This is a genomic window from Nostoc sp. (assembly GCF_036918015.1).
Taxonomy (GTDB): domain Bacteria; phylum Cyanobacteriota; class Cyanobacteriia; order Cyanobacteriales; family Nostocaceae; genus Nostoc.
Map to the genome: position 1 here is coordinate 46,419 of NZ_JBALEO010000042.1, position 23,667 is coordinate 70,085.

At 43.3% G+C, this 23,667-nt stretch carries 26 protein-coding genes and 1 pseudogene; 12 read left to right on the forward strand and 15 right to left on the reverse strand.

Annotated elements, in window-relative coordinates; genetic code table 11:
- Positions 1-255: 255 nt before the first annotated feature.
- Positions 256-534, reverse strand: coding sequence for an HNH endonuclease (locus V7K61_RS09930; RefSeq protein ID WP_335053175.1), 279 nt, complete (start codon positions 532-534; stop codon positions 256-258).
- Positions 531-893 carry a hypothetical protein gene (locus V7K61_RS09935; protein WP_335053176.1) on the reverse strand — a complete coding sequence of 121 codons (363 nt, stop codon included), beginning with the start codon at positions 891-893 and terminating at the stop codon, positions 531-533. Before V7K61_RS09935 ends, V7K61_RS09930 begins: the two co-directional genes overlap by 4 nt.
- A gap of 426 nt (positions 894-1,319) precedes the next feature.
- Here V7K61_RS09935 and V7K61_RS09940 point away from each other — a divergent pair, with 426 nt between their 5' ends.
- From V7K61_RS09940 to V7K61_RS09965, 6 genes are all read left to right on the forward strand, one after another.
- Positions 1,320-1,619 carry an ArsR/SmtB family transcription factor gene (locus tag V7K61_RS09940; RefSeq protein WP_335053177.1) on the forward strand — a complete coding sequence of 100 codons (300 nt, stop codon included), beginning with the start codon at positions 1,320-1,322 and terminating at the stop codon, positions 1,617-1,619.
- 28 nt (positions 1,620-1,647) lie between these two features.
- Entirely contained in the window at positions 1,648-2,499 is an 852-nt protein-coding gene (locus tag V7K61_RS09945; RefSeq protein WP_335053178.1) for a phosphate ABC transporter substrate-binding protein, read from the forward strand.
- Positions 2,456-3,334 carry a phosphate ABC transporter permease subunit PstC gene (pstC, locus tag V7K61_RS09950; RefSeq protein WP_335053179.1) on the forward strand — a complete coding sequence of 293 codons (879 nt, stop codon included), beginning with the start codon at positions 2,456-2,458 and terminating at the stop codon, positions 3,332-3,334. The genes V7K61_RS09945 and pstC overlap by 44 nt, the downstream gene beginning before the upstream one ends.
- Positions 3,327-4,181, forward strand: coding sequence for a phosphate ABC transporter permease PstA (pstA, locus tag V7K61_RS09955; protein ID WP_335053180.1), 855 nt, complete (start codon positions 3,327-3,329; stop codon positions 4,179-4,181). Before pstC ends, pstA begins: the two co-directional genes overlap by 8 nt.
- A complete protein-coding gene (locus tag V7K61_RS09960; RefSeq protein WP_335053181.1) occupies positions 4,178-4,972 on the forward strand; it encodes a phosphate ABC transporter ATP-binding protein in 795 nt (264 codons plus the stop codon). The genes pstA and V7K61_RS09960 overlap by 4 nt, the downstream gene beginning before the upstream one ends.
- Before the next feature lie 608 nt (positions 4,973-5,580).
- Positions 5,581-5,949, forward strand: coding sequence for a cupin domain-containing protein (locus V7K61_RS09965; protein ID WP_335053182.1), 369 nt, complete (start codon positions 5,581-5,583; stop codon positions 5,947-5,949).
- Here V7K61_RS09965 and V7K61_RS09970 read toward each other — a convergent pair.
- Entirely contained in the window at positions 5,930-6,106 is a 177-nt protein-coding gene (locus V7K61_RS09970) for a hypothetical protein (RefSeq protein ID WP_335053183.1), read from the reverse strand. The two genes, V7K61_RS09965 and V7K61_RS09970, sit on opposite strands and share 20 nt — an antisense overlap.
- A 562-nt stretch (positions 6,107-6,668) precedes the next feature.
- On the opposite strand from V7K61_RS09970, the gene V7K61_RS09975 reads away from it, so the two are divergent.
- Positions 6,669-7,040: a hypothetical protein gene (locus V7K61_RS09975; RefSeq protein ID WP_334933115.1), complete on the forward strand. Its 372-nt coding sequence runs from the start codon at positions 6,669-6,671 to the stop codon at positions 7,038-7,040.
- A gap of 144 nt (positions 7,041-7,184) precedes the next feature.
- Here the strand turns inward: V7K61_RS09975 and V7K61_RS09980 are convergent, their stop codons facing one another.
- The 10 genes and pseudogenes from V7K61_RS09980 to V7K61_RS10025 form a co-directional block, all read right to left on the reverse strand.
- Positions 7,185-8,114, reverse strand: a complete 930-nt coding sequence (locus tag V7K61_RS09980; protein WP_335053184.1) for a cation diffusion facilitator family transporter — start codon at positions 8,112-8,114, stop codon at positions 7,185-7,187.
- Between the two features lie 424 nt (positions 8,115-8,538).
- Entirely contained in the window at positions 8,539-10,752 is a 2,214-nt protein-coding gene (locus V7K61_RS09985; protein ID WP_335053185.1) for a xanthine dehydrogenase family protein molybdopterin-binding subunit, read from the reverse strand.
- Positions 10,749-11,732 carry an FAD binding domain-containing protein gene (locus V7K61_RS09990; RefSeq protein WP_335053186.1) on the reverse strand — a complete coding sequence of 328 codons (984 nt, stop codon included), beginning with the start codon at positions 11,730-11,732 and terminating at the stop codon, positions 10,749-10,751. Before V7K61_RS09990 ends, V7K61_RS09985 begins: the two co-directional genes overlap by 4 nt.
- Complete coding sequence (locus V7K61_RS09995) at positions 11,719-12,342, reverse strand: (2Fe-2S)-binding protein (protein WP_099103683.1); 624 nt, start codon at positions 12,340-12,342, stop codon at positions 11,719-11,721. The genes V7K61_RS09990 and V7K61_RS09995 overlap by 14 nt, the downstream gene beginning before the upstream one ends.
- A gap of 623 nt (positions 12,343-12,965) precedes the next feature.
- Complete coding sequence (locus tag V7K61_RS10000; RefSeq protein ID WP_335053187.1) at positions 12,966-13,307, reverse strand: cupin domain-containing protein; 342 nt, start codon at positions 13,305-13,307, stop codon at positions 12,966-12,968.
- A gap of 142 nt (positions 13,308-13,449) precedes the next feature.
- Complete coding sequence (locus V7K61_RS10005) at positions 13,450-14,619, reverse strand: zinc-dependent alcohol dehydrogenase (protein WP_335053188.1); 1,170 nt, start codon at positions 14,617-14,619, stop codon at positions 13,450-13,452.
- Positions 14,620-14,947: 328 nt separating this feature from the next.
- Entirely contained in the window at positions 14,948-15,337 is a 390-nt protein-coding gene (locus V7K61_RS10010) for a hypothetical protein (protein WP_335053189.1), read from the reverse strand.
- A gap of 115 nt (positions 15,338-15,452) precedes the next feature.
- Positions 15,453-15,608, reverse strand: a pseudogene (locus V7K61_RS10015) (zinc-binding dehydrogenase); the annotation flags it as partial.
- Between the two features lie 12 nt (positions 15,609-15,620).
- A complete protein-coding gene (locus V7K61_RS10020) occupies positions 15,621-16,319 on the reverse strand; it encodes an SRPBCC family protein (RefSeq protein ID WP_335053190.1) in 699 nt (232 codons plus the stop codon).
- Positions 16,320-16,525: 206 nt separating this feature from the next.
- Positions 16,526-17,623 (reverse strand): DJ-1/PfpI/YhbO family deglycase/protease, encoded by a 1,098-nt coding sequence (locus V7K61_RS10025; RefSeq protein ID WP_335053191.1) that lies wholly within the window; start codon positions 17,621-17,623, stop codon positions 16,526-16,528.
- 484 nt (positions 17,624-18,107) lie between these two features.
- Here V7K61_RS10025 and V7K61_RS10030 point away from each other — a divergent pair, with 484 nt between their 5' ends.
- A complete protein-coding gene (locus tag V7K61_RS10030) occupies positions 18,108-18,500 on the forward strand; it encodes a DUF6335 family protein (RefSeq protein WP_335053192.1) in 393 nt (130 codons plus the stop codon).
- A 6-nt stretch (positions 18,501-18,506) separates the two neighbouring features.
- On the opposite strand, the gene V7K61_RS10035 is transcribed toward V7K61_RS10030, so the two are convergent.
- Positions 18,507-18,923 (reverse strand): response regulator, encoded by a 417-nt coding sequence (locus V7K61_RS10035; protein ID WP_335053193.1) that lies wholly within the window; start codon positions 18,921-18,923, stop codon positions 18,507-18,509.
- A 615-nt stretch (positions 18,924-19,538) separates the two neighbouring features.
- Positions 19,539-20,336, reverse strand: a complete 798-nt coding sequence (locus V7K61_RS10040; protein WP_335053194.1) for a peroxiredoxin-like family protein — start codon at positions 20,334-20,336, stop codon at positions 19,539-19,541.
- A 266-nt stretch (positions 20,337-20,602) separates the two neighbouring features.
- Here V7K61_RS10040 and V7K61_RS10045 point away from each other — a divergent pair, with 266 nt between their 5' ends.
- From V7K61_RS10045 to V7K61_RS10060, 4 genes are all read left to right on the forward strand, one after another.
- On the forward strand, positions 20,603-20,800 hold the full coding sequence (locus V7K61_RS10045; RefSeq protein WP_335053195.1) for an NblA/ycf18 family protein: 198 nt from the start codon (positions 20,603-20,605) through the stop codon (positions 20,798-20,800).
- Between the two features lie 125 nt (positions 20,801-20,925).
- A complete protein-coding gene (locus V7K61_RS10050) occupies positions 20,926-21,138 on the forward strand; it encodes an EamA family transporter (protein ID WP_335053217.1) in 213 nt (70 codons plus the stop codon).
- Between the two features lie 89 nt (positions 21,139-21,227).
- Positions 21,228-21,656 carry a hypothetical protein gene (locus V7K61_RS10055; protein WP_335053196.1) on the forward strand — a complete coding sequence of 143 codons (429 nt, stop codon included), beginning with the start codon at positions 21,228-21,230 and terminating at the stop codon, positions 21,654-21,656.
- Positions 21,657-22,278: 622 nt separating this feature from the next.
- On the forward strand, positions 22,279-23,637 hold the full coding sequence (locus V7K61_RS10060; RefSeq protein WP_335053197.1) for an APC family permease: 1,359 nt from the start codon (positions 22,279-22,281) through the stop codon (positions 23,635-23,637).
- The last annotated feature ends 30 nt before the right edge of the window (positions 23,638-23,667 follow it).

A 23,667-nucleotide genomic window follows, 5' to 3' on the forward strand; every position in this document is an offset into this window, starting at 1 on the left:
CACTCCTTAGATTTGCTGCCCTTTAACGATTACAGTATATACGTTAGATTGAGGTGCGCTCCCGGTGTTCTGCTATCCAAGATAAGCGAAAACACCACTGAAATCATGCCCCACAGGATAGTTGTCAACTTTAGTTATTTATCTATCACAAGAGTTAGCACGGAATACTGATTTTCCCTAAATCACAGTTTTGGCAGGATACTTTAAACTTATTCCAAAAGTTTTAATTTGAGATTCTTTGTTTTTATAAGAAGTCTATTGTGTTAATTTAAAATATCTATACTGATTTTCTCTTGGATGAAATAACCGAACTTCAGTATTGGAATCAGGCAAAGTGCCACTGATGCGAGTTCCTTTACGGAGATTACAGGAGCGACACGCAAGGGCTAGATTTGCTTTATTATTTGCACCTTGCCGAGAAATTGGAATAATATGCTCCACCTCAAACGGAAAATTGAAAACGACTTCAGGAGCTTGGCAGTACTCACAACGATGGTTGGCACGCCCAGCGATCTCAGTATAGTACGGATTCATGAATTCTCTGGCTGCATCAACGCAGCAGTGCGGGCCGTCGCCGCTCTCAATTCAGCCTCAACCAATTCATCCAGCTGTGCCTGTTGTTCTGGTAGCAATTCTTGTCCCCGATCCCGTGCCGATCGCCATAATCTCATCAACTCTGATAACCGTTCTTGTTGCTGGGCACTAAAGAATGCGTCAGGACGAAAGCTTTGAATGACCAGTAGCGCACTAAACTCAATCTCACCCAACTGGGCAGTTAACGCATCTAAAGCTTGCCCCGCAGTTTTGCCAACCGAATGTTTATCTCCTGCGATCGCACGATAGGATTTCTCACCGCTAGCGTCTCTTGTTGGTAAAATTGCTACAGTAGTCATACTTCTAGCCTAAAGTTGCTGCCTCAAATTATAGCTTTATGCCACACTCTACCTGATATCAAATAAATTGCGATCGCGCATGGACGCTGATTTTTATCGCACTATGTGCGGGTATTATCTTCTTTTGTGTTCTCCATATTTAAAAATAGGGGCTTTATAGCTTTTGGGGAAAAGTTTTTTCTTTTTCCCTTACCCGCAAATCCATTCCCCTTTTCCCTTCTTGGTAAATAGGATAAACATTAAGCTTTGGTTAAAAAATTTAATTTTAATTGTAGAGCGTGACACTTTCTACCTTAAAATATGAATCAAATTTCATATAAATTGCTATTTATTTGTGATAGCAGCAGTTGTTAATCTTCGCTGAACACGAGAGCGAGCGCTGCAACCTAACTTCGGAAACAAGAAAAACCTATTCCTTTAGAGGCAATGAAAAATAGCAGCAAGAAGCAGGTTGACTGCGTAGAAAAGCTGAAGGTACTGGCAGATGAAACTCGTCTAGCAGTATTAGAACTTCTGATCGACAGTCCCAAACACGTGGGAGAGATGAACGCAATTTTGGGCTTGGAACAAAGCCTGCTCTCCCATCATTTACAAGTTCTGCGTCGCTCCCAATTGGTTGTGCCCTCGCGTGATGGTAAAGCAATTCTCTACCGCCTAGCTCCAGAGGTGGAAGTAACTACTGGCAAAGCTTTGAACCTTGGCTGTTGTGTCCTCTATTTTAACTAAAAACCCAATTTCGGGTTGAAAAGCAATAATGAAAAATTCTCAAATTTTACCTCTGGCGATTGGGCTGGCTACCTGCGTTTGGTTACAAGGCTGTTCTTCAGGAAATCAAGTTGCAAATAATACAAATCAGCTTCAGGGAAAACTAGTACTTACTGGCTCCAGTACAATTGCACCGTTAGCGGCTGAAATTGGCAAGCGTTTTGAATCTCAGCATCCAGGTGCGCGAGTTGATGTGCAATCAGGAGGGTCTTCGCGTGGGGTTTCTGATGCTCGTCAAGGTGTCGCTAATGTTGGTATGGTTTCTCGTGCCTTGTTGAAACCAGAAGAAAACGATTTAAAAGCATTTTCTATCGCCCGTGATGGAGTGACGGTAATTCTCCACAAAGACAATCCAGTAAAATCGCTCAACAACAAGCAAGTTGTAGATATTTACACAGGGAAGGTGACGAACTGGAAACAAGTGGGAGGTACAGATGGAGCGATTACAGTTGTTAACAAAGCCGAAGGACGTTCCACTTTAGAATTATTTACCCATTATTTCAAACTGAAAAATACAGACATCAAAGCCCAAGTAGTAATTGGTGACAATCAGCAGGGAATTAAGACAGTTGCAGGAAACCCGAATGCAATTGGTTATGTGTCGATCGGATCGGCAGAAAATAGTGCAGCCAATGGAGTAGCTATTAAGCTGCTACCTGTAAATGGGATAGCTGCAACAACAGCCAACGTCCAGAATGGGACTTTTCCGATTTCTCGTCCACTTAACTTAGTAACCAAAACCCAACCTCAAGGATTGACAAAAGCATTTCTTGATTTCGCGCAATCACAACAGGTAAATGACATTGTTCAAAAGCAAAACTTTGTCGTCGTCTCTAAATGACTTTTGGTTAATTTGGATACTGCGTTTTTTAGCGGCGATCGCCGGAGCGATCGCACTTTTAATTATCGGCTTTCTGATTCTGGAGTCTCTACCAGTCCTCAATCATGTCGGAATAACACGTTTTTTTACAGACTCTTCCTGGAACCCAACCGCCGGATTATATAATCTCTTCCCGATGTTGTTGGGTACATTTTTGGCAATGGTTGGCTCAATAGCGATCGCGACACCGATAGGAATTATATCTGCGGTTTTTTGTCAATTCTACGCCCCACCAATAATGGCTCGATTATACCGTCGCTTAATTGAACTATTAGCAGGAATTCCTTCTGTAGTCTACGGTTTTTGGGGATTGGTGGTGCTGGTTCCGATGATTGGTAGGATACATCCACCGGGGCCAAGTCTATTAGCGGGTATTGCCATTCTCACGGTGATGATTTTGCCAACAATAGCGCTTGTAGCCGATGCCAGTTTAGCGAAAGTCCCAATTTCTTACCTTCAAGGAGCAGCAGCTTTAGGATTATCCCGGTGGGCAACTATCTCTAGAGTCGTGCTTCCTGCTGCCAAATCTGGATTGTTCACAGGTTTAATTTTAGAAACAGGTCGAGCAGTTGGCGAAACAATGGCTATTTTGATGGTGTGTGGCAATGTGGTACAAATGCCAAAAAGTATATTTGACCCCATCCGCACGTTGACGGCTAATATTGCTCTGGAAATGGCTTATGCCACAGGAGATCACCGTTCGGCGTTGTTTGTTAGCGGTTTAGTCTTGATGGGAATGATTGTGCTGTTAGTTGCGGTTGCGGAAGTCATCAGTCAAGGAAAAATATATGGGTGAACCTGTTGTAAGTCCTAAAGATTGGTTGCCAACAATCATTGTTTGGACAACTGCTGCCCTAGTTACTGGTATCTTTCTTTGGATACTCAGTGATATCCTTTGGCATGGGATAGGACACTTGACGTGGAAATTTCTGACGACTGAGCCAGAAAATGCTGGTAGAGAAGGGGGAATTGCTAGCATTCTTGTTTCCACTTTTCTGATTATGGCAGTGTGTATGGCGGTTTCTATCCCCATTGGTGTTGGTACAGCCGTTTTACTGGCAGAATTCACCCCCGTGGATAGTTGGTTTGGTGGGTTGGTGCGGCGTAGTTTAGATGTACTGGCAGGAGTTCCTTCTATAGTCTTTGGGTTGTTTGGCAACGTCTTCTTTTGTCAAGTTTTGGGGTTGGGATTTTCTATTTTGTCGGGAGGATTGACTTTGGGGTGTATGGTGCTACCAATTTTAATTCGCTCTACAGAAGAAGGATTTCGCGCTGTTCCAAATGAGTATAGATTAGGAGCCGCAGCCCTTGGTTTTTCTCGTACAACAACGTTATTTCAACTGTTGTTACCTGCTGCTGTCCCTGGTTTGGTTGTGGGATTGGTGCTGGGTATTGGTCGAGCGATCGCAGAGACAGCGGCTTTAATTTTTACTAGTGGTTACGTAGATAGAATGCCAGAATCACTGCTAGATTCCGGGCGTGCCCTCTCGATTCATATTTTTGATTTATCAATGAACGTCTCTGGCGGAGATGCCAATGCTTACGCCTCAGCATTAGTCTTGCTGGTATCACTGTTGGTGATTAATGGTACAGCAGCATGGATTGCAGATCGTTGGTTGCACAGGAGAATTTTTTCTGGATGAAATCGGCAAATATCGCTACTGGAATTGTTGAACCGTTGATTGAAACGGAGAACTTAACTCTGCAATACGGTCAAAAAACCGCATTTGCTAATGTCAATTTGAGTGTGAATCTGGGGGAAATTTTGGCATTGGTGGGGCCTTCTGGTTGTGGAAAAACTAGCTTTTTGAGTTGCTTAAATCGGTTGACAGACATGATTCCCCAGTGTCGAGTCAAAGGGCGGATTCGCATAGGTAGTTTAGAAGTGCTAAATGCCAAAACGAATGCGAACGCGCTGCGGCGGCAAGTTGGGATGATTTTCCAAAAGCCTAATCCTTTTCCTTTATCAATTTGGAAGAATCTGGAATTACCTTTGCGAGAACATGGTATTCGTAAAGAACAAATCGATGCGATCGTTGAGACAAGCCTGAAAGATGTTGGACTTTGGGATGAAGTCAAAGACCGACTGCAAACCTCTGCCTTAGCACTTTCTGGCGGACAGCAGCAAAGGTTGTGCATAGCTAGAGCCTTGGCTTTGCAACCAGAAATCCTGTTATTGGATGAACCTTGTAGCGCCCTCGATCCAATTGCCAGTGGAATAGTTGAAGACTTAATTACTAGTTTGCGTCAGCGTTATACCTTGCTGATTGTGACGCATAACCTAGCGCAAGCCAAGCGCATCGCGGATCGGGTTGCTCTGTTCTGGGTGCAGTCAGGTGTTGGGCAATTGATTGAGTCAGGTTCAGTAGAGCAAATTTTTGAGTACCCCCAACATCCCTTAACAGCAGCTTATATCACGGGTGCAAGGGGTTGATTTGAAAATATATAGAAATACAGAATTTTATGTTATCATTCGTGGCGCAGGAAATGAAAGACCCTGCTCCTTACCATCTATTGACAAGCATCGTTGCTCATACTCCGCAGTGAAAATCCTCGACATCAGCCAAGAACAGCGAGCAAAAATTTACTCCCGCAATGCCCAAAAGCTATTCAAATTAGAACAGTGAACTCCAATTCCTAGTGGGTCTTTATACCATTTCTTTATGAGGCTGCGCCAAACCCTTTTGACTTCTTTCTTTCTTCCTTTGTGTCCTTTGCGTCCTTTGCGGTTCGTTTTTCTTTCTTCTTTCTTGTACTTAAATATGGTTTAGCGCATCTTCATACAGAATTGGTATTAGAGAAAAAATAATAGAAAGAGTATCTGATTTAGCCACGATCAACACAATCGAACAGAGTTTTTAGAAAAACTTGAGCAATACGGCGATCGCCACCAGTATTTTGCAGCAAAATTATATTAGAAACCTATAGCATCTCACAATATGGCACAGGACGCTCCACTTACGAAAGAAGCATTTTCTAACAGCGATCGCATATCGCATCTTCAAATAAGTTGTGTTTATTAGTTTAAAGGCTTTTTAAACAATGCTAATACAAAAACTGAATGCGTGTACAGAATTCATTGCAGGTGATGGCACTATTTTGCGAGAATTATTGCATCCTGATAAGCAATCTTTGAAATTACGCTACAGTCTTGCTTATGCAGTAGTGCCAATTGGGCAAACTTCTACACCTCACTCCTTAACAACTTCGGAAGTTTACTACATTCTCAGTGGTCAGGGAGAAATGCATATAGATGATGAACTACAGATAGTAGAACCAGGAGATACTATCTACATTCCACCATTAGCCAGACAATTTATTCGCAATTCTGGAATTGAGCCACTGGTATTTATATGCATAGTCGATCCGGCGTGGCGTCAACAAGACGAAACTATATATTCAAAAGTATAAACAGTATTCTGGGAGCAGGGCCACGACCCGGATTTCTCACCCATAGTGTAGGCTTCAGAGGAAGAGGAGTGTGGGGAGTGTGGGGAGTGTGGGGAGTGTGGGGGGTAAGACTTCTTCCCCATCCTCCCACACCTCCCACACCCCTTGGATTTCTCACTTGTGAGAAATCCAGGACGAGTAGTATCTAACCCTGACACACGAGGTAGAGCGATCGTTTTGCCTGTTTGTGCCGTCTCTGCGAGACGCTACGCGTAGCTTGCTTCCCCGCAGGTGTACGCTCAACTCTCGACCACTCAGTTGGTTGAGCGAAGTCGAGTACTTCATTTACCTGAAATGTGCTGTATCTCTTTAATTATGGGTTGCGATCGCGCTACTTGCTAATTAGTGTCGTCTTACGGTTTTGTAATTGCATCGGTCTGTTATGCCAATACATTGACTTGTTATGTTAATACATCGGTCTGTTATGTTAATACATCGGTCTGTTATGCCAATACATCGGTTTGTTATGCCAATACATCGGTCTGTTATGCCAATACATCGGTCTGTTATGCCAATACATCGGTCTGTTATGCCAATACATCGGTTTGTTATGCCAATACATCGGTCTGTTATCTTAAACTATCCTTTCTAACCTTGCCCTATCTGAAAATTTCATCTTACTGTTAACTTTTTATGTTGCAATGGGTACATTAAATGTACAATTTACTAAGTATAGATGTATGCCTCCGCAAAATACAACAAACCGTTTGCGCCCTCAACTGATTAGTCAAGATATTGACTCATTCCACGGTTTACAAACCGTCAGCACCTACAACACAACTCGTGCTGATGCCTCAGCTGCTAATTTACAGGAAGCTTATCAGGCAATGTTGATTTCTCAACAAACCGAAACCGAGAAACTAGCTTTATACCGTGCGGCTGCTGATGCTGCTCGATTAGCAGAGTGGGAATTTCATAATGCTGTATTAGCGATGAAAGAAGTTGTACGCGGGCAATATGGCTCAGATAGCGATCAAGCCCAAGCTGTGGGACTGAAGAAAAAATCAGACCGCAAACGTCCTTCGCGGAAAAAGATAGTTGCGATGGCGTAACCGCCTGCTGGAAGCGATCGCAAGTTAATCAACTTGTTTGAGTTTGAAAATTGGCTACGCCTACGCATTTGCAGTACTCGGCATTGCAGTTGATGAGAGTGCGATCGCGTCATTCCTGAAAGCTTAACGGCAGCAATTAATCTCTTATTTTATATCTTGCATTTGCTGATTGCTCGAACGCTCTAACTCCAAATCGTCCCAAGAAACTGGATCTTCTACAGGTTCCAAGTGAGTTGTAACGTGGGTTGAAGGTAGCACCCCAAGAATAGCAAGCTCAATTGCCTCGCACAAATCATGCCCTTGTTGCACTGTCCAAGATCCAGGTACAAGAACATGAAAGGAAACAAAGCGACGGGTTCCAGCAGTGCGGGTTCGCAAGGCATGAAACTGGATGTCCTCACGTTTGTACTCGTTAAGGATGCTCTTAATTGCGTCAATTTCTTTTTTAGGCAAAGCTGCATCCAGTAACGCGCTACTGGTTTCCCGCAGCAAACGAAATCCTGTCCAAGTAATATTTGCTGCTACTATCAGCGCGACAATTGGATCGAGTATGAGAGTGCCTGTTACCTGGACGAGTAAGATTCCAACGATCACACCACCTGAAGTTACCACATCGGTAAACAGATGGTGAGCATCAGCCCTGAGTGTAATGGAACGCAACCGTCGTCCTGCCCGTAGCAAGATAAAGGCAACAACGCCGTTGATTGCGGTTGCAAATAGGGAGAGTACCAACCCCCATCCTAGCTGTGTTAATGGTTCTGGATGCAACAAGCGTCCCCAAGCTTCAACAGCAATGCTAATGGCTGCCACTATAATCAACGCACCTTCTGCACCACTGGAGAAGTATTCAGCTTTAGAATGCCCAAAGTCGTGTTCGGCATCGGCTGGTTTTTCAGCATAGGTCAATGCCCATAGAGCAACCAATGCAGCTAGGAGATTTACAATTGATTCAATAGCATCTGAAAGCAAACCTACTGACCCGGTTAGCTGGTAAGCGCCAAATTTTATGCCAATAGTGACGATTGCCGCTGCAATCGACAAGAAAGCGTAGGAGCGGGCTGTTGGACGACTCATCTCGGTAACAAGTGTAATTACAGTGATTCCGAGTTAAGAGTACCAAATTTTACTTGCGTGGTCATCAGTCCTGAGTCTTCTACTGATTGGTATTTCAAGACGCGATAAATCCAAGACGCGATAAATCGCGTCTCTACAAAAGACTGATTGTTGTAGAGACGGCAATTCATCGCGTCTTTAACGAGCAATAATTTTCATCAAAAACCTTAACCGAACCGTATTGAGTCACCACCTGCGCGGACTAACGCAAAACCAAGGCTTTTCAACCTGCGGAGGCAGGTTTTGTCTGTGTAGCCGCAACTTCTAGCAAAAAAATTGTAGGTTGGGTGGAGGCTTTGCGTAACCCAACATCCTGATATGTGTTGGGTTGCGCTCCGCTCCACCCAACCTACGTTTAATGCACTATTTTAAGCTTGACACGCCACTACAGCAGTTTGTCTAATGTAATTGGCAAATCGCGGACGCGCTTACCTGTGGCATGATACACAGCATTAGCGATCGCTGCCGCAGCTCCGGTAATTCCAATTTCACCAATTCCTTTGACACCAAGCGGGTTGATATGTGGATCTTGTTCATCCACAAACAACACCTCAATATCAGGAACGTCTGCATTCACTGGTACGTGATATTCAGCTAAATCATGGTTGACAACGCGTCCTCGGTTCGGGTCTGTTAGCGTGTGTTCCATCAACGCCATGCCGATGCCATAAATAATCCCACCGATCATCTGACTGTTGGCTGTTTTAGCATTGAGGATGCGTCCCACGCCAAAAGTTCCCATCCACCGGGTTACTCGCACTTCACCCAAATCAGGCTCAACGCGTACCTCAGCAAACTGCGCTCCAAATGAGTGCATTGAGAACTTCTTTTGTTCCTCTCCAGGTTTGGCATCTGCACGCGCTTCGATCATTTTCTTTCCATGCCGTGCCAAGATTGCCTGATATGTTTCGCTGGCGGAGGATTTATTTTTTAAGAAAAAGCTGCCATCTCGCGCAATCACATCCTCAGCCTTTGAACTATAAAGCGGCGATTTTTGATCGGCAAGTGCTAGTTGCAAAAGCTGACTGCGAGCTTGATTTCCCGCTAAATGTACGGCTGAACTGACACTGGCGGCGGTTTGCGAACCACCAGAAACGGGGGTTGCTGGCATCTTGGTATCGCCTAGTTCAAAGCGGACTTTGTTAACTGGTAAACCGAGTGCATCGGCTGCAACTTGAGTCATCACAGTATAAGTCCCTGTACCAATATCTTGCGAACCGCTTAGGACAACGGCTGTACCATCTGCCATAATTTGAGCGATCGCTGATGCTGGAGAACGGTTGGTAGGATAAGTAGCTGTTGCCATCCCCCAACCAATTAAATAATTACCATCTCGCATCGAACGGGGCTTGGGATTGCGCTTTTGCCAGCCAAACTTTTCTGCTCCCAATTTGTAACACTCTCTCAGTGACTTGCTCGACCAAGGCAGTCCTTTACTAGGATCGACTTCAGCATAGTTACGCAGACGCAGTTCCACCGGATCGATATTGAGTGCATAAGCTAGTTCGTCCATTGCCGATTCTAAGGCAAACGACCCAGAAGCTTCGCCAGGGGCCCGCATATAGGTTGGTGTTCCTTGATCGAGTTGAACCAGACGGTGGCTGGTTTCGATATGCGGACAAGCGTAAATCATCCGGGCGCTTTTACCAACAGGTTCGATAAATTCATCGAAAGTTGAAGTCTGCGAAGTGCCGGCGTGTCGCAAAGCAGTCAATTTGCCATCGCGGGTTGCACCGAGAGAAACCTGTTGAATAGTCTCTGGTCGAAAGCCCACAGGCCCATACATCTGTATCCGTCCCAAAACTAATTTCACTGGGCGATTAACTTGCTTTGCGGCGATCGCAGCTATTGGCACGTGCGACCAAGTTGATCCTTTGCAACCGAAGCCACCGCCAACAAAGTAAGACATAATGCGGACTTTCTTTGGTTCAATTCCTAATACCTCCGCAACTTTTTGTTGAGCCGAAAAGATTCCCTGAGTTGCGTCATACAGCAGCAGTTCATCGCCTTGCCAAACTGCTGTTGTAGCATGAGGCTCCATCGGATTATGATTTTCTACTGGGGTGGTATAGGTTTGCTCGACGCGGACATCTGCCGCCGCTAGTCCCTGGTTGACATTGCCGTGTGATGAATCGGGCGCTTCGCCTCCGGGGATTTTACCTTTAGGTAAGTATGCCTTAGCGAGATTCTCCCCCATATTAATGGTTGGTTTCTCTTCGTCATAGCGAACTTGTACCAGGGAGGCAGCATACATCGCTCGTTCAAAGGTATCGGCAACGACGACACCAATATGCTGACCGCTATACAGCACAATGTTATCTTGCAGGACTTGCACCTTATGACCGCCGCCCTTTTCTCCAGAAGCTTTGGGCGCGTTGAGGTGGGTAATTACTGCTAATACACCCGGTACTTGTTCCGCCGCCTTGGTATCGATTTGGGCAATTTTCCCTTTAGCGATCGCACTTTGAATTGTCACGCCATAAGTCATTTTTGCCACCGGAAACTCAGCTGCGTAACGTGCGCCACCAGTCACCTTGAGCCGTCCATCAACTCGATTTAACGGTTTGCCGACAACTATATTTTTATCCCCAGTATTCATGCCATCCCTCCCACCGTTGTCAGCGCCTTAACAATTGTGCGTTTAGCCAGTTCGACCTTAAAGCCGTTGTATTTTTGAGGTTTAGCACCGGCGATCGCAGCCAATGCAGCTGCTTGAAATGTTGCCTGGTTTGCCGGCTTGTTCAAAAGTATTTTTTCTGCTTCAAAGGCGCGCCAGGGCTTTGTGCCAACGCCACCAAGGGCAATGCGTGCCGAGCGAATAATGCCATTTTGAATATCTAATGCCGCCGCAACCGATGTCATCGCAAAAGCATAAGAAGCGCGATCGCGGACTTTTAAATAGTGTGATCGCTTTGCGAAGTTTAAAGCAGGTAAATCAACGGCAACAATTAGCTCTCCGTGTTCTAAAACTGTTTCCCTTTCTGGCGTATTACCCGGTACGAGATGAAAATCTACCAGCGGAATACTGCGCTCTCCCTTCGGCCCGCGTGTTTGCACAACGGCATCGAGTGCGATCATTGCCACCGCCATATCAGAAGGATGAGTGGCAATACAGCGATCGCTACCACCAAGAATCGCATGAATGCGGTTATAACCCTCAATTGCCGGACAACCTGAACCAGGAACGCGCTTATTGCAGGGGAAGGCAGTATCGCGGAAATAATAACAGCGGGTACGTTGCAGCAAATTTCCGCCCACACTTGCCATATTTCGCAGTTGCGGTGATGCCCCAGATAGCAAAGCCTCCGACAGCACCGGGTAACGCTCCTGAATTATCGAATTATAAGCAACGTCGCTATTGCTTGCCATTGCTCCAATCCGCACACCGTTACCCTGTACTTCTATCTTGGTTAACGGTAGTGGGTTAATGTCAACTAACTGTTTTGGCGTTTGTACATTCAGCTTCATCAAATCAATTAAGCTTGTACCCCCTGCCAAGTAAGCAGCTTGTACCTCTGGAGTCACCAAAGCCACGGCATTCTCTGCTTGTCCGGCTTTTTTATAGCTAAACGGCTGCATCTTTTTTTCCCTCTAAGACATCGCGGACAGCAGCCACGATATTTGGATAAGCACCGCAACGGCAGATATTGCCGCTCATCAGTTCGCGAATGTCGGCATCCGATTTAGCGTGTCCCTCGTTCACCAAACCCACTGCCGAACAAATTTGTCCCGGCGTGCAGTAGCCGCACTGAAACGCATCGCGGGACAGAAACGCGGCTTGCATCGGGTGCAGATTGTTTCCTTGCTCCAACCCTTCAATAGTTGTAATTTTTGCATCGGTGTGCATAATTGCAAATGTCAGGCACGAATTAATCCGTTGCCCATCAACCAGCACCGTGCAAGCACCACACTGACCATGATCGCAACCTTTTTTAGTACCAATTAATCCTAGATATTCCCGAAGTGCATCAAGTAAGGTAACACGCGGTTCAATTTGCAAACTATGTGGTGTTCCATTCACTTGTAGCGTCACCTTCACAGTTTCAGATGTCGAAGTTGCCAGCATTGGAGTAGTTTTTTTTACTTGAGTTTCTGCTACAGCTTTCTCTACAAAATTAGCGATCGTAGCCGCTACTGTGCTGAAGACCATCAATTGACCCAGCTTGCGGCGTCTTAAGACAAACCTCATTTGTTCGCTCCATTCTGTTTTTGTTAAAAATATTGAGTAATTATCTCTACTAAAATAATTGATAAACAACCATGCTTCCTTACAAGCATTTTCTCTAAAAAGACATTGTTAATAGAATACAATTTCATCTTGTTATGTCTCTCTATCAGAAGGTTTATGCCATAAGTATTATCTAGAATTCTCAAAATAGAATTAATATCAAGTCCGGGTAATTAGTTATGATTCCCTCAGTTATTGCACCCCACCCTAACCCTCCCCTTATAAAGGGGAGGGAACTAGCCCCCCTTTATAAGGCTACGGTGTATACACAAGTCTGAAATATCTGATGAATCTGGGTTTTACCCCACCCTAACCCTCCCCTTATAAAGGGGAGGGAACTGGATTTCCGGTTTCCTCCCTTTATAAGGGGGGATTAAGGGGGGTAATTCGAGTTGTGTATACACCGTAGCTTTATAAGGGGGGATTAAGGGGGGTAAAAATGTGATAAAAATCACAGCTAAACCCTTTTAAAACAACCTCTAAGCTGCAAAGCACAGTAAAAAGGAGAACAAGAATATTGTTCCCCTATGAATGCTTTATGCTCCAGCCATTAAAAACGGCTATAAATTTTTAGCGATCGCAAATCAGTTTTCATCTCGCCCGTGAACTTGAGCAGGTGGACTGGTTGCTTCAACAGCAGTAAATGGTTCTAGAATTTTATAGGTGTGGCTAGCTCCTTTTGGTACTATCCAAGAACTCCCAGGTTCTAGTAAAATCGTTTGCCCTTCAAGATGTAATTCAGCACGACCATTGATTACATAACCAACAGTTTCGTATTCGCGTGCTGTTGGCTCTTTAGATTCGTTCGGTTGTTCATTTTCCCACAGACGCATGGAAATATTTTTGCCAGATGCAAGATATTTTTGACCAAGTTGGCCTTTTGGAGAATGACTAGAGTCTACTTTGCTAACAGTTGTATCAGACATATTTTTTGCCTCTTTATAGTTTTAACTTTGGTCATGGGGAATGGGGCATTAAGCATTGATTACTATCCTCTGCCCCCCTGCTCCCCTGCTCCCCTGCTCCCCTGCCCCCCTGCTCCCCTGCTCCCCTGCTCCCCTGCCCCCATCAAGGTTTGAGTACAACTTTGATGCAGTTATCTTTCTTCTCCTTAAAAATTTCGTAGCCGTGGGGCGCTTGTTCTAGAGGTAAGCTGTGAGTGATGATAAATGTTGGATCGATATCACCGTTTTGGATGTGTTCTAGCAAAGGTTTTAGATACTTGTGGACGTGTGTTTGTCCCATTTTCAAGGTTAGACCCTTGTTCATCGCAGCACCCATCGGCACTTTATCTACAAAGCCACCATATACACCCGGAATTGATACGTGACCACCTTTGCGACAAGAGACAATTACTTGTCGTAATGCCGTTGGACGGTCTGTTTCTAGACGTACTGCTTGCTTTACCTGATCGTACATCGCCATAAAATCTGTGCCATGTGCTTCCATTCCCACTGCATCAATGCAAGCATCGGGGCCACGACCACCAGTCATTTCTTTGAGTGCTTCGCCTACATCCACTTCTTCGTAGTTGAGAACTTCAGCTTTGCCGTATTCTTTAGCCATTTGCAGACGTTCGGGAACGCGGTCAAAGGCGATTACCCGTTCAGCACCTAGCATATATGCGCTTCTGATGGCGAATTGCCCGACAGGGCCACAACCCCAAACGGCGACAATATCACCGGGTTGGATGTTGCAGTTCTCGGCTGCCATATAGCCTGTGGGAAAAATATCTGTTAAAAATAGTACTTGCTCATCCGTTAAACCATCGGGGATTTTGAACAAGCCGACATCAGCAAAAGGCACTCGTGCATACTCTGCTTGACCACCAGCGTAACCGCCGAATAAATGAGAGTAGCCAAATAGACCTGATGGCGAATAGCCCATTTGCTTTTCTACTAACCAACCATTGGGGTTAGAGTTATCGCACAACGACCATAAATCACGATTGCAAAAAAAGCAGTTACCGCAGGAGATGGTGAAGGGAACAACGACGCGATCGCCTATATTTACATTTTTAACTGCACTTCCAAGTTCTACAACTTCTCCCATGAATTCATGGCCAAGGATGTCACCCTTTTCCATTGAAGGGATGTAACCATTGTAAATATGCAAATCAGAGCCACAAATTGCTGTGGAAGTAATTTTAATAATGGCATCACGCGGGTTAAGAATTGTGGGGTCAGGAACCGTTTCTACCCGCACATCATTTGCTCCATGCCAGCAAACTGCTTTCATAATTATTTAGTCCCTAGTTATAATTTCTGGAGCATTCATATCAAGATAAATACTACATTTAACTTGATTTTGAGACGCGATATAGCGGTTATCGAATGGAAGCAATACAGTTTGACCTCTCTCCAAACCTCTCTCCTTTTAGGAGAGAGGCTTTGAATCTTACTCCCCAACGCTAGCAGGGAAGGGGCTGGGGGTTAGGTCTGTATTGCACTCAACCGAGAAGTGCTATAGTTATCGCGTCTCAGTAATCGCTAAAAAGTTATTCAACAATAGATGAGTCAACAATCTCGACCCAAAATTTGTTAACCGTCTAGCTGCTACCTCTCAGTTAGTTACTAGAAGGAGTGCGATAATAACCTTCTTTAGTTTTACTTAATGATGAAGTCTCATCTCCGGTTTTGTTTGAAGTAGGATCAAAAAACTCTTTTGTTGCTTCAGGAGGTTTTTCATCCAAGTTTAACTTTTCGCGGATATTATCAACAGTGCTTTTGATTGGGTTTTGTGATTTTTGGGTATTATTTATTTGGGTATCGTTTCTAATTTCACCTTGCTCATTTGGTGTTCCTTTGTAATAAGTACCCTCTGGAGTTTTAACGTCAGCCAGTGCTATGTTACTGTAGCTAAAAGCTTGACCCAGTAAGAACATAAATCCTACGAGGAAAACTACAACGATTTGGGAAATGCGAATATTTCGCAGCCATGAAATTGCTCGATTCATAAAAAACCTCAATTGCATTATGTTGGGTGTACAATTCAAAACCTTAAATGACTGTTCACCATTCAGGTTTAAGAATAACTTTGATAGAGTTATCCTTTTTTTGTTGAAAAATGTGATGGCCTTCTATACCAACAGCATCGATGCAAGCATCGGGGCCATAGCCACCAGTCATCTGTTTCAACGCTTTTCGCCAGCATTAACTTCTTCGTAAGTTAATCACTTCTGCTTTGGCAAACTTTTTCGCCATTTTCAGGCGTTTGGGAAAGCGATCGCTTCATCGCAACTACTTGCGTCCACTTGATTGTCCTTCGGTGGTGGCAATTTCGCCTGCTTCCATTAGCATCTTGAAGCGGCGCAATTCATCACCAATCTGCTGTTCTGGTTCTTCACCAAAAAGTTTAGCTACGGTAGCTGCCAATGCTCCACCCGGTGGGTTATACTCCAAGACAATCTTTACTTCCGTGCCGCGATCGCCTGGTGCTTTTTTGAAGCGGACAAAACCAGAATTATCAATATCTGCACCTTCTACAGAAGCCCAAGAAATAAACTCATTTTCCCGATCTTCGAGAATATCTGCATCCCATTCCACGCTGTTACCCAATGGTGCATTGGCTATCCAATGAGAACGTTTTTCGTTATACACCCTTACAGACTTGAGATGCTTCATAAAGGTGGGCAAATTCTCAAAGTTATGCCAAAAACGATACAATTCTTCTGCCGATTTATTAATTGTTACCGTCTTTTCAACTTTAATGGGTTGGTTTATCCCGATTGCTTCCTGTGCTTGCTGGATTGTGCTTTGTTTAGTTGCACCTTGATAAATCAAACCACCACCAGCCAAAGCCGTCAGCGCTCCCCGCAAAGAACCTTGTTTTAAACCCATCAGCACCATAGCACCGCCACCGATGAGAGATGCCCAACGCTCTACTTCACTAGCTTCACCTTGACTAGTAGTAAGTTTATCGCCTGATGTCGAAGCCACTTTTTTCTCTCCATTACATACAGTAGATAACTCCAGATAACTCCAGAAATTAAATATGCGTTATCCAGAAACCTTGTAGAGACGTAGTAGTACTACATCTCTAATTCTTTTTCATCAGATGTCTAGTAAAATAACCAAAACGCAAATACTCACGAGACATTAAGCATGGCTTGGTTCTCCATAGGAGTATGCGCCTCTGCGATTGGTTACATTGATATAGCTGCGCCTGTAGTCGGCTTAGGAGGCTGAACCTGCGCGGTTATCCGCGCTCGATACAACTCTACTAATTGCTGTTCGGATTTCAATAAATCTTGGTAAATTTCTTTGAAAATAGCAGTTGCTACTGGGTCGGTGAACATCGCAGACAAATTGCCAATATCGCCGATACCAGTTTGCACATCACCTAAAGCAGAACGTAACTGATATATGTCATCACTTCCAGTTAAGGCAGTTTTCACCTTGGCATACTGATTGGCAATATTTGCACCTAAAGAAGGTTTTTCGCCCAATAACTGAAGATAGGTTTCCAGTTTTTGAATGTGGCGCTGTTTATTAGTAATTATTTTTTGAAAGACTGAATTAACTTCGCTATCTGATTCCTTTTCCAAGTAATTTTCAAATGCTTCTAGCGAATAACGTTCACCAGCAAGAGCATTATTTAAACCTCTGGTGATATCACCTTTAGTTGAGCCACCCCAAGCATCTGCAAGTTTCCACCATTCAGCACTTGTGTCTTTCTCATTTGGCAATGCAGCATCTTTGCCACCATAACCCAAACGGCTCAAAATAGCTGTGGTGAAAATTGCCAAGTCTCCAGGTTCGCGAGATGTAATCAAATTCCCGTCAACTACTACCGGCTCATCTAAATAATTTGCGCCAGCGTTAGTTATATCCTTGGCGATAGCAATAAACCCAGTGACTTGTTTGCCTTTGAGCAAGTCGCCTTCAATCAAAACTTGTGGCCCGTGACAAACAGCAGCGACTAATTTTCCTTGTTGGATAGCCTCTTGTACGAAACGTACTGTATTAAGGTTCCGTCGCATTTTGTCGGGAGCCATACCGCCGGGAATCACTACTGCATCAAATTCAGCTGCGATCGCTTCCGTTGTAGTACCATCGGCTTGTATGCTAAGTTTGCCGCGTTTACCCTTATATTTTTCATTCATTCTGGAACCAAGGACTACTACCTCCATTCCTGCTTGTTTGAATCCATTATATGGAACTGTAAATTCTGCATCCTCTACTGCTTGTTCAATGAGGATAGCGACTTTTTTATTGCCGGAGTGATTGTTATGTTGAGTCATAAATGGTGTTACGTTTTTATTTCTCTAGTCTCTAACTAGTTACAAAAATATTTATCGATGAATACAGTTAAACAGCCAAACTTTTGACTGAATAAATAATTTTGAATTACTTATCCTCTTTATCTGCTTCCGTTACTCAAATAATTTTGAGTATTCCATTGTTTAGCATTTAGGTAATTAGAAATATGTATATTAAGTTAAAATGCTAAACTTAAAATTTTATTCTTGTTTGTCTATTTTTGTCGACCAAAAAATAGTTATGAGTTAAAAGTCCGCTAATGAATAATTTCGGTTGGATAACTTCTAACTCATAACTTCAACTACAAGTTCCTTGACCATCAATTCATAGCTACAATCTTATGGCGCGATCGCTAGTTTAGCGTCGTACCCAGGGGATAGATTATTTTATAAGTTATACACCTCTAGTTAGACAAATTGCTGACAAGAAAACGTTATTGTGAGAATGCACAAAAGGGCTAGTATCATGGCAGAAAAAAATCATAATGACAAAATTAAAAGCAATGATTTGCCACAAGAGATTACCGAATCCTACGGTACTGGTGTAAAAGACTTGCCGGGATACAATATTGGCGGACGCTCCATGCAGGATGAAAGATACGAATACACAGAAACTAGTCCAAAACTGACTGGTGGGGATGTTGATGCTTATTGGCAAGATGCAGATGCAGTTGGAGATGAAGCTGTTGGTGGTAGTACTTCCACTCCCGATAAAAATGTCACAGAGGACTTAGAAGCAGCAGTAGGGCTAGAAATGGCTGATTCTGAGTTTCTACATACCAACGATATTTTAGAGGATCGTGATGGCGATCGCTGGGAGTTAGATCCAAAGTCTTCTGAAGATTATCAAGATCGATGAGAATAATTACCAATGACAAGAAGCAACCAAATTAGCCACTATCTCAACTAGTTCTTCTGGAGCGATGGGTTTAGATATATGAGTGTCAAAGCCAGCTTCCAAGGCACGGATACGAGCCTCACTATCAGCAAAGGCTGTTAAAGCAATAGCCGGGACTCGTCCACAATTATTTGGTTTAAGCGCACGTAATTTGGAAATGAAAGTGTAGCCATCCTCCCCAGGCAACCCGATATCACTAATTAAAACATCGGGTTGCAATTCAGACAATACATTACGTGCATCTGCTGCTGATATCACTGCTATAACTGTTGCTCCATCCATTTCCAAGACAGTAGTGATAAAAAAGCGAGTATCATCATCGTCCTCAACTACCAAGATATCTAAACCAGTAAGAGTTCCAGAAGTTTGCATAAGAAATGACATTTTATTTGCTATATTTGTAATTCGTAATTAAGAGTAGAGAGCAAGCAGTGATTACAACTACGAATTACGTTAGCGAGTCAGCAAGCGTCATTATCAATTACGAATTATTATGACTTTTACACCCATTAGAGCTTCTTTTAGAGCAGATTTTAGATTTACAAAAGTAGATTGATCTGCTCGGAGTGTTGATGAGATACCGAAGCAGGCTCTTTTAACAAGAAATGATTTAACACCATAATTTCAAACATATAGCTTGATGGTTACTACTCCTTTATCTATTTTCCTACTGGAAGACCACTTCGCACAAATGAAATTCAAGCGTCGTTAGAAAAGTCCTCACTTCTCTCGATTTTCAGCATAATTCAGGATTCAGGAGTCAGAATTCAGGATTCAGGAGTCAGAATTCAGGAGTCAGTTGGGTATTCTGTACGACTGGCGGATAGCGTAGCGTGTCGCAGACAAGGCTCTCGAACGCGAGCCTGCGTACTATTACAGAGAAGTAAGCTATGCAGTCTTAATTCTGACTCCTGTTAGCGGTAGCGGGGCGTTTAGCCCATTCTGAATTCTGAATTCTTCTTCAAAGTTTTATTGTGTTAGATATTATTGAAATAGCAATTAGTGAGTTGAAGTAAAGCTATCCGTTTCGATCGAGGATAAAAATGATAGGGGCTGACTCATATTAGCAGCAAAGCCCAGAATTCCTGGATCTCGATGTTCGTAAAGTAACTGGCCTTTGGTATCAAACAGAAAAGTTCCACCACGCTGAGTTAAGTAGGCAGAATTAGGTACATAAGTATGCCAATTGCTGAGAACTTCCACCATATTCCGTAGGCGTAGAGTAGCTAATTCAAAGGGACGTTGAAACCCACTTCCGCCAGCTAATTTGAAAAACGAGCCTTGAAAAGCAGGTAGAGGAGTACCTTGAATAATTTCATCATCTTCAATTAATTGAGGGGCTTGACGATCTCCCCTGTATCCCCGAAAAACTTCTCTTAGCGTTCCAGGACTTCCAAACCCTGCACACATTAACACTAGATTTAGCCAAGCTTTCTGAGCAGGAGAAAGTCCAGGTAGAGTCAGATTCAGACCTGAATAAAGTTTGAGTTGGTGATGTAGCTCTCCATTAGGTTCAACAAATAAATTTTCAGGTGGAAATCCTGTATATTCACAGAATCTTGTTCCAGAGGCGCGATCGCCAATTCCCACTGCACGAATAGCGAGTTTTTCATCTGACAATTTTTTAGCTTCGCGCTGTAACCACCACGCATATTCAAGACTATCAAAATCCCCAAGTTGGGGCCAGACTAAAACAAGGATATATGAGGCAGTCTCGCAATTTTCTAGTAGGGGGCGGGTCATGCCATCACTAACACGCTGAAGTCCGGTCTGATTAAGGATAGTGTAAGAATTCATGACAAATTGATTACTCGGATATTTGGGGTATCAGTGACACAGGATTTACTAAAGCATTAATTTGCCATCATCCCAGGTTTGTAAATATTTTGTTATACTAGTTAACAGAAGTTCATATTTAGGTTTGACACCGCTAAGTAAGGGAATACCCAGTAGGTCGCTTGATGAGTGTATTACTGCTAACGGCAGCTAGATATGAAAGCTTCTTCTCAAGATTGCCAACATTGACCCTTTAATTTTCGCCTAGTTGGGCGATTTACCCTGCGATGAATCAACCCATTACATTATCTTTAGAACAAGAATTTAGCCTTAGAACTTTTGCTGACCAAGTGGAGCAGATGTCCCGCGAACAAGCTCAAGAGTTTTTGCTTATGCTATATAAGCAGATGATAATTCGGGAAACGACTTATCAAGAATTGCTCAAACATCACTGGGAACTTGATTCAGACTCAATCTTGGGCTAAAGCATACAAGTAAATAAATGTTTTGAATTTAGCAGCGACAAAGAAATATTGAAACTTGTGGGAGAGAGGAGCAGCCATTGATTGCTCCTCTCTCCCATGTTTTTAATTGATTATAATCGTCTGGTATATTTGCTTCACCAACTGCTTGGTTGGGTTTTAGTTATGTCAGTATTTTCAGTCAGTTCCTGGCTTTCTTTGCTTGGTATCACGGGATGAGTATCGGTAGTGTTGCAAGGGTCAGTCAGATACAGTTACTACAACTACTACAACCGTTTTTGACGATTATATTTTCTGGGCTATTACTAGGTGAACAAATTACGCATAGAGAAATATCCTGAGCAAAGCTGGTATATTTACAAGTTTTAGTAGTAACATTTTTTGAATAGAATTAAGAGATTAACCTGGTATTTTTACAAGCCTTGGCAGTATGAATATGGAATTTTTTAACAGGATTCCTTTGATGCCTTTAGTATTACTCTTATTGGCTTACATTCTCCTGGGATGGTATCTTGCTGCTAATCATATTATTTGGTTAGTAGGAGCTTTTGTTGTTGCTATGGTTATAGCTGTAGTACGAAAGAGCTTTTCTTGGTTCGAGCGTTTAGTTGAGTTTGGCTCGAAAACTCTAGTTGTCATCTTGTTTTTAAGTATATCAATTGCTTTGGTAGCAACTTGGTCGATATTATTAAGTCTCTTTATTATCCCCTTAGCCACTACGCTTTTAGCTGATTTGGAAATGCGCTTTTCTGGCTGCAATAAACTAGATTCATTTTGGATTATAATTGTTCTAGCTGTATTGGGTTTGGTAGTAGGTGAAGTAATAGATATTTTACTTTTTCCCAGTAGCAGATACTAAAGAATTAGGGATAAAAAGCTGACACATTATTTATTAATTAACAGCGCATAAATGTGCATTTATACTTAATCAAAACTATGGAGCGATCGCTGTCTGTAGTACAGCAGGGTGTAAATCAAGCAAGCATCGATTATAAATCAATAAAACGTTTCTGCTATAAAAATTACGCATAACGTGAATAGCTTTTTCTATAAAAATACACGATTATGCGTCATTAGTCAATCATTCTTTAGATTAGTATAAATATCGCTATGGGAAGACGTTTTACCAATCACAATTTTCTATTCTATTTGGGGAATAATGTTGTCTAGTAAGAGAAGTTAGAGCGATACCTACGGCGGCAAGCTACGCACAGAGATTAATCTTAATCTTAATGTGGATTGATGGAAATTACGGTTTCAAGACATATCACTGGTGACTGTCACTTTCTGGTCATATTTCTTGTTAATCATAAAAGTATAGGTACTTTCTCAAAAGTTAAATTTTGGGATAGTATCCCCAATCTCAAAGGTTTTATTGAATTGTGAGTTCCCAAATCTGGAGTACATAGATGATTCCTCTGTTGAACAAAGACTGTAAAACAAAGCCAAAAGTCCCAACTCAACACTAATAAGGAAGTAACGTGAGTAGACGTAAAAACTTCAATTTGCTCGATCAGACAACATTAACTGAAGTAGCAACACCCAAACCATCCCTGACATTACCAGACGCAGTGGCTCTAATTGTCGGTATTGTCATCGGAGCCGGGATTTTTGAAACCCCGGCTTTAGTGGCCAGTCAAGCAGGTAGCAATATTGCTGTACTGCTTTTTTGGCTAATGGGTGGTGTGATATCTCTGGTAGGAGCGCTATGCTATGCAGAGTTGGCCACTGTCTATCCCGACGTTGGTGGTGTCTACTATTATTTGAAACGTGCATTTGGGCGGGGAGTCGCCTTTTTATTTGCTTGGGCGCGGATGACAGTGGTTCAAACTGGTTCCATTGCTCTTTTGGCATTTGTTTTTGGTGATTATGTTTCTCAGATATGGCGGCTAGGCACATTTTCGTCTTCTATATATGCAGCCATAGCGATCGCACTTTTAACTGCTTTGAACATCGTTGGTTTGCAACAGGGTAAGTGGACACAAAACTTGCTGAGTGCTGCGAAAGTTCTAGGTTTGTTGCTGGTAGTAATTATTGGGCTTACGGCCATTCCTAATTCTGCCACCCCTGTAGAATCTGCATCATCGGGAACCTGGGGACTAGCGATGGTGTTTGTGTTGCTATCTTACGGCGGTTGGAATGAGGCGGCTTATATCTCCGCAGAAATTCAAAATGGACGACGTAATATTGTGCGATCGCTAATGTGGAGTATTAGTATTATCACTGCCATTTATCTGCTAATCAATCTGGCTTACCTGCGAGGACTGGGATTAGCAAACATGGCCCAGTCAGAAGCAGTAGCCGCAGATTTAATGCGCTCTGTTTGGGGCGAACCGGGAGCTTTGTTTATCAGTGTGCTGATTGCGATCGCTACTTTAGGAGCAACCAACGCCACAATCTTTACTGGAGCGCGTACCAATTACGCACTGGGACAGGATTTTTCGCTATTTGGTTTTATGGGACGCTGGCAACAACGTCCGAGCAGTCCTACCTATGCCTTATTCTTGCAAGCTGCGATCGCCTTAGCACTGGTTTTTTTAGGCACGCTCACCCGCAAAGGCTTTCAAACAATGGTGGATTACACTGCCCCAATATTTTGGTTCTTCTTCCTGCTTTCTGGCATATCACTGCTGGTCTTGCGCATCCGCGAACCCCACATAGTTCGCCCTTTCCGTGTGCCATTTTATCCTTTCACTCCATTACTGTTTTGCGCCGTCTGCGCTTACTTGCTGTACTCTAGCTTGGTTTATACAGGTGTGGGAGCGATCGCAGGTGTTTTAGTGGTGGCAGCAGGTATTCCCCTGTTGTTCTGGAATAACTACCGTCAAGGTAGGACGTGAGATGAGGGAGCAGGCGGACTGGATTTCTCA